The 15,667-nt window shown below is 37.3% G+C and carries 12 protein-coding genes; 5 read left to right on the forward strand and 7 right to left on the reverse strand.

The window, feature by feature from the left end:
• The first annotated feature begins 61 nt into the window (after window positions 1–61).
• On the forward strand, window positions 62–997 hold the full coding sequence (locus MOK21_RS17075) for a threonine ammonia-lyase (RefSeq protein ID WP_249075191.1): 936 nt from the start codon (window positions 62–64) through the stop codon (window positions 995–997).
• A 64-nt stretch (window positions 998–1,061) separates the two neighbouring features.
• On the opposite strand, the gene MOK21_RS17080 is transcribed toward MOK21_RS17075, so the two are convergent.
• The 4 genes from MOK21_RS17080 to MOK21_RS17095 form a co-directional block, all read right to left on the reverse strand.
• Window positions 1,062–1,820, reverse strand: coding sequence for a CPBP family intramembrane glutamic endopeptidase (locus MOK21_RS17080; RefSeq protein WP_249075192.1), 759 nt, complete (start codon window positions 1,818–1,820; stop codon window positions 1,062–1,064).
• A complete protein-coding gene (locus MOK21_RS17085; protein WP_249075193.1) occupies window positions 1,817–2,386 on the reverse strand; it encodes a TetR/AcrR family transcriptional regulator in 570 nt (189 codons plus the stop codon). The genes MOK21_RS17080 and MOK21_RS17085 overlap by 4 nt, the downstream gene beginning before the upstream one ends.
• 211 nt (window positions 2,387–2,597) lie before the next feature.
• The gene (locus MOK21_RS17090) at window positions 2,598–2,798 is read right to left on the reverse strand and encodes a hypothetical protein (RefSeq protein WP_249075194.1); all 201 of its coding nucleotides are present in this window, start codon (window positions 2,796–2,798) and stop codon (window positions 2,598–2,600) included.
• A 47-nt stretch (window positions 2,799–2,845) separates the two neighbouring features.
• Window positions 2,846–3,241: a winged helix-turn-helix transcriptional regulator gene (locus tag MOK21_RS17095; protein ID WP_249075195.1), complete on the reverse strand. Its 396-nt coding sequence runs from the start codon at window positions 3,239–3,241 to the stop codon at window positions 2,846–2,848.
• Window positions 3,242–3,406: 165 nt separating this feature from the next.
• On the opposite strand from MOK21_RS17095, the gene MOK21_RS17100 reads away from it, so the two are divergent.
• A complete protein-coding gene (locus tag MOK21_RS17100; RefSeq protein ID WP_249075196.1) occupies window positions 3,407–4,123 on the forward strand; it encodes a 3-ketoacyl-ACP reductase in 717 nt (238 codons plus the stop codon).
• Between the two features lie 200 nt (window positions 4,124–4,323).
• Here the strand turns inward: MOK21_RS17100 and speB are convergent, their stop codons facing one another.
• The gene (speB, locus tag MOK21_RS17105; protein WP_249075197.1) at window positions 4,324–5,196 is read right to left on the reverse strand and encodes an agmatinase; all 873 of its coding nucleotides are present in this window, start codon (window positions 5,194–5,196) and stop codon (window positions 4,324–4,326) included.
• Between the two features lie 407 nt (window positions 5,197–5,603).
• On the opposite strand from speB, the gene MOK21_RS17110 reads away from it, so the two are divergent.
• Complete coding sequence (locus MOK21_RS17110; RefSeq protein WP_249075198.1) at window positions 5,604–7,658, forward strand: transglycosylase domain-containing protein; 2,055 nt, start codon at window positions 5,604–5,606, stop codon at window positions 7,656–7,658.
• A 372-nt stretch (window positions 7,659–8,030) separates the two neighbouring features.
• On the opposite strand, the gene MOK21_RS17115 is transcribed toward MOK21_RS17110, so the two are convergent.
• Entirely contained in the window at window positions 8,031–8,546 is a 516-nt protein-coding gene (locus MOK21_RS17115) for a YwhD family protein (protein WP_249075199.1), read from the reverse strand.
• 335 nt (window positions 8,547–8,881) lie between these two features.
• Here MOK21_RS17115 and MOK21_RS17120 point away from each other — a divergent pair, with 335 nt between their 5' ends.
• A complete protein-coding gene (locus MOK21_RS17120; RefSeq protein ID WP_053484500.1) occupies window positions 8,882–9,067 on the forward strand; it encodes a 2-hydroxymuconate tautomerase in 186 nt (61 codons plus the stop codon).
• 200 nt (window positions 9,068–9,267) lie between these two features.
• Window positions 9,268–9,936: a class A sortase gene (locus MOK21_RS17125; RefSeq protein WP_249075200.1), complete on the forward strand. Its 669-nt coding sequence runs from the start codon at window positions 9,268–9,270 to the stop codon at window positions 9,934–9,936.
• 48 nt (window positions 9,937–9,984) lie between these two features.
• On the opposite strand, the gene MOK21_RS23815 is transcribed toward MOK21_RS17125, so the two are convergent.
• Window positions 9,985–15,270, reverse strand: coding sequence for a collagen binding domain-containing protein (locus tag MOK21_RS23815; RefSeq protein WP_283164764.1), 5,286 nt, complete (start codon window positions 15,268–15,270; stop codon window positions 9,985–9,987).
• Window positions 15,271–15,667: the final 397 nt, after the last annotated feature.

Consider the following 15,667-nt stretch of genomic DNA (forward strand, 5'->3'; position numbering starts at 1 on the left):
CCTGTAAATCTACAGTTATATTAAATAGTTCGAAAATTCGAAACGAAGTGAGGGGTGCTATTTGTTAACACTTGAACAAATTCATGCTGCTAAACGAAGAATTTCATCTTATATTTATGAAACACCTATTATTCGATTAAATGGGCTCGATCATCTTTTAGGGTGTCATGTCTACATAAAAGCCGAGAATATGCAAAAAACAAACTCCTTTAAGCTTCGAGGGGCTCTCAATAAAATGCTTGCGATGCCGTTCGAGCAATTAGAACAAGGCGTAGTTGCTGCGTCCTCAGGTAATCATGGCAAAGGTGTGGCCTATGCTGCCAAACTGTTAAATAGTAAGGCAACAATTGTTCTACCGGATTCAGCTCCTAGCGTTAAGGTTGATGGAATACGTGCCTTAGGTGCAGAAGTTGTCCAATGTAAGCTTGCAGAACGACATGTAGTAACAGAAAAGCTTAGTCGTGATTATGGCTATTTCAACATTCATCCTTATGATGATTACGATATTATGGCAGGACAAGGAACAGCAGGTTTGGAAATAGTAGCACAGCTCCCTGATGTCGATACTATAGTTGTTCCAATGGGTGGCGGTGGATTAATTAGTGGTATGGCAACTGCTGTCAAATCCATTGCCCCTCATATCAACATTATTGGCGTGGAGCCTGCTGTTGTTTCGCGTTATAGCAAAAGCTTAGAAGCTGGTGAAAGATTGCTGTTACCGGAACAAAAATCTTTGGCAGATGCTCTACGAACTTTACAGCCTGGAGAAAGGAATTTTCCAATTGTTCAACAGCTTGTTGATAAGGTAGTAAGTGTCGATGAGGCTTTGATCCAACGTGGGATGAAAACCTTACTCTCCGAGGGTAAAATCATTGCAGAACCTTCCTCTTCTATCGGAATAGGCGCTGCCCTACAAGGATCTTTACCTATTCGTAAAAACGAAAAAGTGTGCTTCCTTATTTCCGGGGGTAATGTTGGCTTAGAGACTTTGATTTAAAGAGCCTAGCCAAAAAAGGCATCCACTCAAATGAATGAGTAGATGCCTTTTTAACATGTAGCGTTTAAACGAAACTTTCAGGATTTTTTAAATTCATAACAGCCTTTTTAGGAAATAAAGCTCTCCAGAAATAAATGGCAAGGCCAATTAACACTAGACAATGAAAGACATAAATAGAGACAGAAAGAACATTCGGCTCACTATCGGTCAAGAATGCAATAAAATCATGCATAGCGTGCCAGACAATCGGGAATATAATACTTTTTGTCTTTGCAACAATCTCTGCACAAACTAACCCAAAGAGGAATGCAAAAGTTATTTGTAGTAATGTCATTAATAAATCAGCACCGGAAAGTACATTTGCAAGATGTCCGATACCAAACAAAATTGAGGAGCCTATAATAGCGACTTTAAGCCCTTTCGCTGATAAATATTTGAAAATTAGGCCTCGGAAAATAAACTCTTCACAAAGACCAACGGCAATAACAAATAGAAGCAAAATAAGTATGTATTGCGCAGAAAAACCATCTTGATCTGTAATACCATTAAAGAAAGCAACCAGCTCAAAAATAACGATAACAACCATCCACGCCTCTGCTTTAAACCTTCTTAATCCAAAATCACGGTAAGAGAATTTACTTTTTTTCATGATCCAAAGAGTAACTAGAACACCAACTGCAAAGGCAATAAATTGAATCAAACGTATAGAGCTTAAATTACTTATATTTTTGATTGATATAATTGTCCCAGCTATAGCAGGAAAAACAATTACAAGCAAAGTAAATAGTATCGATAAAAGAATAGGTGAATTTTTCATTTTCATTTATTTTCTCCATTCAATAATTTTTGTTTAACACCTTCAAATACGTCTTTTAGAATATCTTCAATTTCTGAGCTATCTAAATCGCAAGTATTCGTTGCACACATTGTCGCAATACCATGCGTAGTTAACCATGTATCTATAAAAAGAGATCTTGCGGAGGTTTGCGTTAATCCTGTTAATTTTGAAATTATTGCGATAATTCCTTGATTTTCTACGTCATTGATTAAATCTGAAAAGCTCGAGATTTTATATTTATTAGATAAGAATAATAGCTCAAATAGCTTTTTTTCTTCGCGAGCAAAGTTAATATAAGCCAAACCCATCCCTAAAAAAGAACTTTCTTGCAAGCCTTGAAACATTCTTTCGTTATAAAGATTGCCGGCCCTTTCATAAATGGCAAACTTCAAATCGTCCATGCTCGAGAACAATCGAAAAATAGGCTTTGTCGAACAGCCTAACTCTTTTGCTAAATCTCTTGCATTCACACTTTCAATCCCACTCTTCCTAGCCATTTCAAAAGCACAATCCATTAAAACTTCCTCTGTAAACCGCTCTTTTGGTGCCAAAAAAATTTACCTCCTTTCAATAGGTAACGTTTGTTACCTATAATGTAACAGTATTTTCTTATCAATGTCAATCAGGAATTCAAGAAATATTCCGAATAAATAAAAAGGCACACTTTATCATGAGCCATGTTAATGGAGGTCCTTGAAAAAGCAAGTGGGGCTAAAAGTGTATTCATTACGCCGCCCCACTTTTAGCCCCACATTTTTTCTTTTAGTCGATTGTTAAATTTAGCCAATCAGAAATTATTTCTGCACTTCCTGGTGTAAACATAAAAATGGAGAATGAAATGCATAACAATCCTACAAACACAAATCCAATTTTCTTAATGAACAAAGATTGCTTTTTCATAAATAGTCCTTTAACTATCAAAAACAACCCTACAAATAAGATTAAGAAATACCAAACTCCCATTCGTTCACCCCTTTTATAAAAAGACGTTAAGGCTTACAGAAAGTTCATCATAAATCCTTCGAAATAACCTCATTATTGCTTTGTTGTTTAAGTTGATCGATTCTCTTTTTTCCCCATTCATACATCATCTCAACGATTGGTAATAACGTCATCCCTAATTCAGTCATAGAATATTCGACTTTCGGAGGAACTTCCGGAAACACTTCACGATGAACAATCCCATCCTCCATCAGTTCACGTAATTGGTTTGATAATATCTTATGAGATATTTTCGGAAAAAGTCTTTGAAGCTCACTGAAGCGATGCGGTCCTTCTACACCTAAATGCCACAAAATAACAACTTTCCATTTCCCACTAATAATGGATAAGGTAAGTTCTTTTTCACAATGGTAATCATTATTTACTATTCTCTCTTTTATTTCTTCTCTTAATTTATCTGACATAGAGCTAACTCCCTTTTCATATAAGTAACTTTTAGTAACCTCCGCACCAAAAAGTGCACTCTTCACAATGTATAAAACCGTAGTAAAATGAGGATAGTCTTAAAGACAAATGTTAATCTATTTTTTCGTCTAAATAAAATGATCTCAACCGAAGGAGCGAAAAACATGCAAACAATCGCAGGAAAAGTGGCGTTAATTACAGGAGCTGGGCGTGGAATCGGACGTGCAACAGCAGTAGCTTTTGCACAAGAAGGTATTCACGTAGGTCTTGTTGGACGTACGCTTGAAAATTTACAACAAGTAGCAGAGGAACTTAAACAGTATGACGTGAAAGTAGCCATCGCTGTGGCAAATGTAGCGGATTTAGACTCTATTACTACAGCCGTTGAATCTATCCGCAGCGAGCTTGGCGCTATCGATATTTTAGTAAACAATGCCGGCATTTCAAAATTCGGTAACTTCATGGACTTAACGCCTGAAGAATGGACAAATATTATCGATGTTAACGTAAAAGGTGTGTACTACACAACACGTGCTGTATTACCGGAGATGATCGAGCGCAACACAGGCGACATCATTAATATCTCATCAACAGCTGGTCAAAAAGGAGCACCAATCACAAGCGCATACTCGGCTTCAAAAGCTGCCGTTATCGGCCTAAGCGAATCATTAATGCTTGAAGTACGTAAGAAAAATATTCGCGTGACAACATTAACGCCAAGTACAGTTGCAACAGATATGGCTGTTGAACTAAACTTAACAGACGGCAATCCAGAAAAAGTGATGCAAGCAGAAGATTTAGCAGATTTAATGGTTGCACAACTAAAACTTCATCCACGTGTTGTCTTAAAACACGCTGGACTTTGGTCGACAAACCCTTAATAGAACTATTCGAAGTATCAAAGCGCTATCCGATGTATGTTGGATGGCGTCTTTCTTTTTCAGATTATAAATGAAAAATGGGGCTAGCTTAAAGCTAAACCCCATTCCAAAATATTTCTCTTAGCAATTTAGAAGCTGTATTTGCGACTGGCGTTGCACTTTCGTCGCAGAATGCATTGCTTTATTTAGTGTTTCTGGCGTTATTTAATCCAGCCCAAAATCATTTCTCTTAGCAATTTTGAAGCTGTATTTGCTGTCATTTCGGATGAGTCGTAGATTGGTGCTACTTCCACTAGGTCAAAGCCCACTACATTGACGTTACTTGCTGCAATCGCATGGATGGACGCTAGTAATTCTTTTGATGTAATGCCTCCGCAATCTACTGTTCCTGTACCTGGTGCATGTGCTGGATCAAGTACATCTATATCAATCGTAACGTAAACATTACGTCCTGCTAAAGATGGTAATACTTCTTTTAATGGCTCTAGCACTTCAAATTTTGAAATATGCATACCATTTTCCTTTGCCCATTCGAATTCTTCCTTCATACCTGAACGAATACCAAAAGAATAGACATTTTTTGGTCCGATATGTTCGGCAATTTTACGAATAGGTGTTGAGTGAGAAAGTGGCTCCCCTTCATATTCTACACGTAAGTCTGTATGTGCATCGAAGTGGATAATTGCTAGATCATCATATTTTGCTGACACAGCTTTCATAACAGGCCATGATACTAAATGTTCGCCACCCATACCTACAGGAATTTTGTCATCAGCTAAAAGCTTCTCGATATACTTTTCAATTTCATCTAACGAGCGCTGTGCATTACCGAATGGTAGCGGTATATCACCCGCATCAAAATATTTCACTTCTTCAAGCTCACGGTCTAAGTATGGGCTATATTCTTCTAGCCCAATAGATACTTCACGAATACGCTGGGGACCAAAACGTGAGCCCGGACGATAACTAACTGTCCAGTCCATTGGCATACCATAAATGACCGCCTGAGCATCCTCGTATGTAGGATGACTTTTTATAAAAACATTCCCTGAATAAGCTTCATCAAATCTCATGAGTAGACCTCCACTTTTAGAAATTAATTCTATTCTATTTATTTTCATCAGTTCATCACTGCGTAGATTTCCGTTCTGACTGAAGGCGTACAGCCTCCACTCCAATCTGAAATCTGTATTTAATAACTTTCGATAATGAACCTTTTACGATTACTCTATAAAGGGCTTACAGGAATGTAATGAAACCTCTACCCCCATATCCTCGTATACATTATTGCAACGTCTAGCAAAATTCGATTAAAATCTACAAGGTGGCATGCTTTTGTCGAATGCTAGCATTTCAAACAGTACAAAAAAAGTATAGATGTTTTTGAATAAAGTGCAATAGTTTTTACCAATAATTTCGATTAAATATGAATGTTCAAACACATACTATACGCAAGTGTGAGAAAACGAGGTGAAGACGGATGAAGAGAAAAAGCTTTCAACGTAAGCAAAAACGTGCGAAGCGTACACGTAAGGCACTAACCCTTTTTGTCGCCTTTACATCTGCAATTGTAGTAGCATTTATAGCTTTACGCGTCTATGTTCAAATAGCTGGTGCCCCACCTTTAACCGTACCGAAAGCCTCTATTTTCTTAGATGAAAATGAGAACCAGATTGGGGATCACTTTACAAATGAACGACGATATTGGGTTAGCTCTGATGAGATGTCCCCCTATTTACTGAAAGCAGTGGTCGCTGTTGAGGATAAAGATTTTTATAAGCATGGCGGTTTTGATCTTTCTCGTATCGCCGGTGCAGTTTTAATTGATATTAAGGCTGGTGGAAAGGTTCAAGGAGCCAGTACAATTACCCAACAATATGCTCGAAATCTATATCTTTCACATGAAAAGTCTTGGACACGAAAATTAAATGAAGCACTATATGCTTATAGATTAGAAGTTTTTTATGATAAGGATGAAATACTGGAAGGCTATTTAAATACTGTTTACTACGGACATGGTATGTACGGCGTAGAAGCAGCCAGTCGTGTTTATTTCGGAAAATCTGCAAGAGATTTAACACTAGCAGAAGCGGCAATGTTAACAGGAATTCCAAAAGGGCCAAGTATTTATTCCCCTATTGCCAATCTAGAAAAGGCAACGAATCGCCAACACGTTATTTTAAAACTGATGGCCGATCAAGGGGCTATTACGCAAGATGATAAAACACGTGCAGAAAGTGAAAAGCTTGTCTTAAAGAATGATAGCTGGGTTGCCACAAAATCTGTAGCTCCATTTTTCCTTGATGTAGCATGGCAAGAGGCTAGTGAAATTTTGAAATCGAAAAATCTCGATATTAGTGAAGGTGGCTGGACTATCCAAACAACGCTTAATCTAGGGCACCAAAAGGCAGCAGAAGAAGCTGTAGCCAAAAATATGCCTAGTGATGATCTTCAGACTGCTTTTGTTAGTATGAAATCCAAAACAGGTGCTGTTACAGCATTAGTTGGGGGTCGTGACTATGCTGCGAGTTCATTTAACCGAGTAACACAGGCAAAACGTCAGCCTGGCTCAACCATTAAACCTATTTTATATGCGACAGCTTTAGAGAATGGTTATACACCATTAACCTATTTAAATGTCGGTGAAACAACTTTCACATATGATCATGGACGATCCACATATGCACCTAAAAATGTAAACGGTAAATTTGCAAACCATGATATGTCAATGGCACAAGCTATCGCTATTTCTGATAATATTTACGCTGTGAAAACTTTAGAGGAGATTGGATTTAAAGCCTTTCATGATATGGCAAATCGCTTCAATGTGACGATTGGAAAGAAAGACAACTTATCCATGGCGCTTGGAACGACTGAAACAACATTATATGAAATGACGAATGCTTATAATATTTTAGCTTCACAAGGGAAAGAAACTGCTCCTACTACTATTGTTTCTATTAAAAATGCTAATGGCGATATCATCTACGAAAATAAAGAAGCTAATAAAGAAGATAAAACCGTTCTCTCAAAAGAAAATACGTATATCTTAACAGAAATGATGACGGGTATTTTCGATCCAGTCTTAAGCGATTATTCACCAGCTACAGGGATTAGCATTCGCTCGCGTATGACGCATACGTATGCAGCAAAATCTGGCTCTACAAATAGCGATCAGTGGCTGATTGGATTTACACCTAGCTTAACTGCTGGCGTATGGAACGGCTATGATCAAGGGAAAAATCTAACGGCTAAAGAAGATACTGCATCTACAAAGCAAATTTGGATTGACTTTATGGAGACAGTCAATAAAGGAACAAAGAACGAGGATTTCGCAAAGCCTAAAGGCGTTAAAGGTGTGGTTATCGATATTGAATCAGGTAAGTTAGCAACTGATGCCTGCCCTAAACAGCGTCTTATCTACATGGACGCTAAAGATGTACCAACTGAAAAATGTTCAAACTTCGATATTCTCGATACGAATACATGGGGCAATTTCTGGAACATGCTTCCATTCTCCATTTTTAAAAATTAATGCATCATGCGGAACCTTTAGAAGCTTTAAACGTTTTAATAACGAAGGCTCTCGACAAAGTAAACAAATATATACGAAAAAGAAAAGCTTTCTCTTCCCCGGAGCAGTGTCCGTGGGAACAGAAAGCTTTTCTTATTTATGGTTTGCGAAGTAGATGAGCATCATGGGGCATTTGGCTTGGGCTTGGGTTGTTCAAATGCCACATAGTGCCCATCACATTCGCAGAACCAAGTGTCCTAGCTTACTAAAATGTAAGCTCTGCATCAAGTTTACTTTGTTTCAAACCCACTTTCAACCTTATATCGAAAACGATTGCAAAATGTCACATATTGTTCAATTATTGCAGGTCCAATCACTATGCGTCAGGAATCATTAAACAAATAAATCTTGACGCAATTGCTCCTCACTACGTGCCCATAAATCCGGATTAAGTTCTTCTAGGAAAGACGCTAACACCTTTTTAGATGGTTCATCCATATGCTCTACAATAATATGACGCTTCATAGATTTATCCATTTTATTCACATGATCAGCTAAAATTTTATAGCCACGACGTTTTTCTCGATTCACTACCATTTCACACGCCGTTACACCTGCATAGTAAGGCCCATCCGCTTTATGGTCTATCGTCACCCATACTAACCAATATGGTTTCCCACCTTCTGAATCAGCACGATCTGTCGTAAATTTAATACCTCGTTCCACATCACTGCGAGCATGCATAGCACCAATTTCTACTGATGCAGTCCCCTCTTCTATATCGATAATGACTGGCGATACGTTTTCAAGCGAAAGCGAACCGATCCCAAATCCCTTATGTCCATCTGTTGGGTCATTTTTAATAATAGTAAAGCCCATTTTTTGTTTTGGTTTTTCTTCATTTGCCATACTTTAACTACCTCCGTTCTGCTATTATAAAAGTAAAGCATAGTTAAGCGCATTCGTGCCGTCATAAACGCGACACTGGCATTGCGCAAATGCCTACATACAAGTAAGAAGTTTCTATTTCCTTATCCATTTCGCCTTGGCGTAATGGCGTACAGATTTTGAATTGTGCCTTCACAATTCATTTCATTCAAAATCCGTAGCATCTTTATCTTCATTCAGTAGGTGTTTGGAAAAAACCACGCCTGCATTCATCTTACCACCCTCAGAGGTTGAAGTCTTCTATTGAATGGAGATAAACTTACTATACAACATTATTCAATAAAGGAGGCAATATTATGCCATACGTAACAGTGAAAATGCTTGAAGGTCGTACAGAAGAACAGAAACGTGCACTCGTAAAAGAAGTAACAGAAGCCGTTTCTCGTACAGTTAATGCGCCACCAGAAAATGTAACAGTCTTCATCGAAGAAATGTCTAAAAACCATTACGGTGTTGCAGGCGTACGCTTCAGCGATAAATAAAGATAAAAACGGGTAGAGTTTAAAAGCTCTACCCATTTTTACGTATGGTAGCCTCTTGTTATGGACGTTTTTTCGGTTTTATCAGTTTTTTCGGTTTTATCAGTTTTATCGGCGGTACTTGTACTTTTACCGGCGATTCTCTCGACTTTAGCGGCGGTTTTGAACTATTATAACTTCAATACTAGGATGTGATTTATAAAATGAAAAAAATAAAACTGCTACTACTCATTTGTATGCTCATCGTTGGTCTCTTGCTTATTTTTATTAACCCCATTCAAAATGCAATTATCGCTCATTTGAGTCATCAATTAAATACAGCTGATTACAGTGCAGAGGATATTGCAAAAAACAATAATGCGGATGCTGATTTTGAATTTGAAGCAGTGCAATCTCTATCCATTGCGGAAGTTTTAAAAGCTCAAACAACCGCCAATCAAATGCCTGTCATCGGTAGTATCGTAGTCCCTAGTGTGGATATGAAACTCCCTATCGTCAAAGGAGTTGGAAATGCCTCTCTTGCCGTTGGTGCAGGTACCATGAAGCCTAATCAAAAACTTGGACAAGGAAACTACGCATTAGCAGGTCATTACTTTGAGGAAAAAGATATTTTATTTAGCCCTTTATACAAGGCAAGTATAGGAGACACGATTTATTTAACAGATTTAACGAATATTTATGAGTACAAAATAACAACCAAGGAAATCATCGCTGCCACGGATGTTTATGTTATTGATGATATCCCTAATAAAACTATTTTAACCCTCGTTACATGTGCTGATCAGGGTACGAAACGACTTGCCGTTCAAGCAAAGTTTGTCGAGCAATATCCATTCGACAAAGCGCCTGCAAAACTATCAGAAACTTTCTAGCATAAGAAAAGCCCCAAGATTTTGGTCTTGGGGCTTTCTGATTGTAAATTATTTCACTTCTGTATTGCGACGACGCAATAAGAATAATGCACCTAGAACGAGAGCCACACCAATTAGTGTAAGAGCTGTTTGGTTTGCTCCATTTGTTTGTGGCAGTTTGCCTTGCGCCATTAACTGCGCTTCCATTTCTTTAGCATCCGCTTTGATTTTGTCAATATCAAGGTATTTCCCTACTTCCGCCTGTTCCTCTTTAGATAACTGGTTGTATTTATCGAGGAAATCCTTATATTCATCTAGTGTGTCTTTATCTGCTGTAGAAGGATTGTACGGCTTTAACTCTTTTCCTTGATCAATGACTTCTTGTACAGATGGTTTTTCAGAGTCTGCTGGATCTTTTGGATCTGTTTGGTTATCTGAACCACCTGGGTTTGTTGGATTAACTGGCTTCTCTGGTTCTGGAGTCGGTTTTTCTGGTTTAACCGGTTTTTCCGGATCTGGATTCGGTTTTTCTGGATCAACTGGTTTCTCCGGATCTGGATCTGGTTTTCCTGGATCAACTGGTTTCTCCGGATCTGGATCTGGTTTTTCTGGATCAACTGGTTTCTCCGGATCTGGGTTTGGTTTTTCTGGATCAACCGGTTTCTCCGGATCTGGATTTGGTTTTTCTGGATCAACTGGTTTTTCCGGATCTGGATTTGGTTTTTCTGGATCAACTGGTTTTTCCGGATCTGGATCTGGGTCAGGCGTCCAGCCACCGCCTCCACCTGTTGATGAAGGTTTTACTAATGCCGAACATTTATCTTTTACAGTAAACGAGCCAATTAAACGACTTCCCTCGTATACATTGTACGTACCTTGTTTAATTGCATCTTTTGGCAATACAATCGTTCCAGCGAAACTAGTTGTTAAAACTTCACTGTTGTCTGCACCTTTTACGATATTACCTTTAGCATCTTTTATTGTGATCTTTGCATTCACATTAGGTGTTCCAAATTCAGTTTGTACTGTTAATGTGAAATCTGGACAAGCAGGCGCTGCTGATACTTCTGCTTTACAACTTTCTGAGTATTTAACAGTTATTTGACCAATGTATAGATCACCTTGATACACAACATAGTCACCTGACGGAATTTCATTAGGTTGAATCGTAATTTGACCTAATTCATTTGTTGTTTGGTTAGTAGCAATAATTGCTCCCTTTGTATCTTTGATTGTGATATTGCTAACATTAGGGCGTGGATTGCCATTTTCATCCTTCACTGTTAATGTAAATAGTTCACATTTTGGTGCTGGCTGAACTGTTTTTTCACATTCGATATTTGTTTCGAAAGCACCAATTTCTTCACCATTTACTTCAACTGTGTAAGCACCTGGTTCCAAATCAGGTAATTTTATAACACCTGTCGTAGTTGTTGTGCTAATAATTTCGTCATCGTCAGCATCTTTAACAACGATTGTTGTAGTGCCATCAGTAATTTTATTACCATCCACATCTTTTACAGTTAATTCAAACTCTTCACATTTTGGTAATTCTTTAACGATAAATTCATGACCACAGTCTTCTGTATACGTTAAAGTTACTGTGCCTAAGAATTGTTTACCTTCGTAAACCATGTACTCACCTGGCTTCACGCCATTATCAGGATTGATTTTGTTTGATTCAAAAATAAACTTACCTGATGCGTCAGTTGATGCCTTTACTTCTGTAGTATCTGATTTTAATGTTAGCTCTTTAATATTTGTACGGATGTTTCCATCTGTATCTTCAACCACGATTGTGAAGTTTTCGCACTTAGGTGCTGGTTGAATGCTCTCTTTACAGTTGTCGTTGAACTCTACTGTAATCGTCTTTAACGTCTCACCATTGTAAATAACATCGTACTGACCTGCTTTAATTTGGTCTGGAGTAAAAGTAACTTTACCGTTTTCAACAGTATGATTTTCTGACAATCCCGTCGCTTTACTTACCAATGTTACTGTTCCATCCACTAATTTGCCGTCAATATCGTGTACTGTTAATTCAAACAGTGAACATTTCAATGGACTTTCTGGTATGTTGGCGATTTCAACAATTTGTTTACCCTCAAAAGGACCTGATGTTGCTTTTTCATCACGATTTAATGTAAAGATTACATCCGGATTATCAAAACCAGCAACTTTCGTTTCTTTTAATGTATATTTACCTTCAGCAAATTTTAATCCGAAGTCTAATACACCGTTTTTATTTGTTTTAGCGCTAACTAATGGTTTATCACCTGTGTATTGGCTGTATAAAGTAAACTCAACATCTTTCATTACTTCGCCTGTTGCAGCATTCGTTTTTATAATAACAAATGGTACTTTAACTGTTGATGCTTGATTACCATACTTAAATTCTTTAATTAACCAACTATCTTTTCCACTTGTTTGGCTGCTACCTTGATAGCTTACTTCTACTTCATTTTTAGCATTAGAGCCTGATTCACCTGTAAATACTGTGTCGTATTCTACATAGTATGCTTCAGTTACATTACCTAAATTAAGAGTGAATGTACCATTTTTCATATCTACATTTAACGTATACTTACTTGGATCTAAAAGTGTCTTCTCTTCAGTTGGATTATTTGGAGTTTTTCCAGACAATGCAACTTTATATACTTTAAATGTATCTTCTAAAATCAATTGTTCTGGGTTACCTTCATCATCTTTACCCACTGTGTCGGTAATGACTACATTGTCTAATTTTGATTGTGCGTAGTTAAACTCAAAGTTCCACTGAGCTACTGCAGAACCAAGTTCAGCTTGATGACCCCTTTTGTTTAAAATTTTGTCTGTATGATTGACATTAACTGTTTTTGACCACGATGCATTATCACCATCATCGCTTGTTAATGTAGCTGTATTTTTAATACTTACTGGTTTACCATGCGGGAAAATGCCATCTGCATTTACTGATTCATATGTTACTTTATATGGACTATTAATAATATCCGGGAATACTAGCTTAATTTCGTTCGGTTTCCCTGAAGTGTTTGGAATAGTTATTGTTTCTGTTTCTTTAAAAACACCATTTTCATCTAGTTCACCTTTTTGCACTACAATATTTTTAATTTCTTGTGTATCTGGTAATTTATCCTCAAACACTGCATTTTTTAAAGAATTGTAGTTAAAGTTAAATTCAACATCCCAATAGAAAGTTTTTGTTTCGTAATTATAATAACCTTCTTTTTTACCATTTGTTTTTTGTTCAGATCGAATATCTTGTTTCGCTGAAGCGGATGAAGAATTCAGTAAATTCTTATTTGTCATTGTTACTTTATTATTATATTCAATTGTATTTGCGCCAACATGTCGAATATCGTATTCTGTATCATACGTAATTTCGATAGGTTCATTTATTACATTCTTTAAAGTAATTGTAAATCCAGTTTTATCATCGTTATTAATACTTAACGTGTAATCTTTATCACTAACTAATTTATTACCCACTTTTACTTTTAAAGTATTTTCTATTAATTTTAGATTTTTATCTGTAAAAGTATCAACAAACTTCGTTTCTTCAGCTAATTCATAGCCTGCTTGGTTCGCCACAATCTTCCATGACATCGTTTTGTTTTGATAGTTAACACCAGTAGCAGCTTTGTTTAGTAACAAATCCCCTTTATTATAATAAGAGGTATCTTTTACCTCTCCCGACATATCTGGGCGTGCTACTACATTTTCTACCGTAAAACTCTCTGTTGGATACACTTCGTCTTTTGGCTTTGTTGCATATTTGATAACATATGGTTTTGTTACAGGAGCTTTAAATATTAATTCAAAGCTATGTCCACCATCTGCAATCTTAACTTCGTAAGGAATAGTGGCAGCCGCACCATCTGCCTCAAATACTTGTATATTTCCAACTAATTTTTGTGTTTCAGTCCAGCTGTCAATTAGTACCGCGTTTTCCTGTGAAATATTGCGGTTATTGAAGTTGTAATTAATTGTCCAATATGTTGCTAAATCACTAGCCGTAGGACCTGAGTGCGTTTTTGCTAATGGTTCACCAAAGTCTACCGTTACTGTTGTAGGAGCGGATTTTCCATTATAAGTAGCCCCATTTTTAAAGTCTGCACTTTTAACGTTACCTGGGTCCCCAACTTCTGTTTTGTACTCAATACGGTAAGCAGTATGCTTTTCATTCGGCAATGCAATTGTCATTGTGTTTCCATCAAAGATTGGAGTCACAGTGACAGGGTCATTAGAGTCTGTTTTTGTTCCATTAGGTGATACATTTAACTTTGTTATTTTTACAGAATCTTGTTTAAATGTATGTGCTTCACCTAGTGTATCAACAAAATTTGTAATACCAGAATCTTTATTAACGCCTAAATCTGTATTAACTTCAACTTTCCAGTCAATAAACTTACTATTTTTCCCACCATTATCTGCTACACCTGATTTGGTAACAGGTTCACCGCTCGTTTTAGGTTGGAAATTCAACTGGATGTTTTCAGTACCCGGTAAACTAATTGTTTCTTCCCATTTCGTATTATCGCTTGCAAAGTTTGCTTGTACGCTAAAGTATGCACCTAGTTCAAGGGCTGCACCCGTTCCTACATCATCTCGTAAAGCTTCGTTGAATGTGATTACAATATCATTTCCACTTTTCGAAATAGTACCTACCTCACCATAAGCTGTTCCATTTGGGAATGTGATATCTTCAAAAATAGCTGGCAAAGTGTACGTTAAAGTTGTACCTGGACCATAGTTATGTCCCGCTGCTAGTTCTAAATGAAATTTAAACTCTGCAGATTGTCCATTAGTAACATTAATACTTTCATTTGAATTAACCTTTGTTCCATTCACAGTAAACTCAACATTTTTAATTACATCAACAGGCATAGTTGGATCATATGATGGTGGTGTAGTTTCTTCTTCCAAATCTCCATTTGGATTTTCTCCTTCACCACTAACATCATCATTTCCAGGTTCTTGTGTTTCAGATTGTTCTCCCTCGCTTGCGGAACCAGGACTAGTCCCTTCACCATTTCCAGACTCTTTTTCAGGTTGGTCTCCTACGCCTGTGGAACCAGGACTAGTCCCTTCACCATTTCCAGGTTCGTTTGATGTTCCAGGTTGGTCTCCTACACCCGTGGAACCAGGACTAATCACTTCACCATTTCCAGGCTCTTTTTGTGTTTCAGGTTGTTCGACTTCACCTGCGGAACCAATGCCATCATCTCCAAATTCAACTGCAGGTGCTACAGGTTGTTCTTGCTCTACTGCAAACACTGATATCGGCGATAATATTGTTTGGAATACGAGTAGCATTAAGATTATTGCTATGTTTACTTTTTTTAATTTTTGCATGTTTCTCTCCTTTTCTAAGTTCCGAGAGCTACCTGTTGGCGTTTGCTGACGACGTCGCATTTTTTCGTGATGCTGAAAAGTATGCCGCAAACAATAGGTTGGTCCCTCTTCCCTTCTATTTAATGGTCGTCTATATGAATACACTCGAATAAATACTCACGAATAGGCACTTACGATGACTTATGTATGTGTTATGTGCAATTCGAATATATCCATAGTACTTTTGCGTCACTTTTAGTAATAGGCCTCACCCCTCTTAGGGTTTTCGACTCATTATAAACGATTATACTAAACAAATACTAAACAATCTCGGACTTTCTATTTATAAAATTCTAAAAACTTCTATATAGTTTCCACTTTTTTCATCTTTATACAACAACAAAAAAACAGCGAAAAT

It is taken from the genome of Lysinibacillus sp. BPa_S21, from assembly GCF_023337795.1.
Taxonomy (GTDB): Bacteria; Bacillota; Bacilli; order Bacillales_A; family Planococcaceae; genus Lysinibacillus.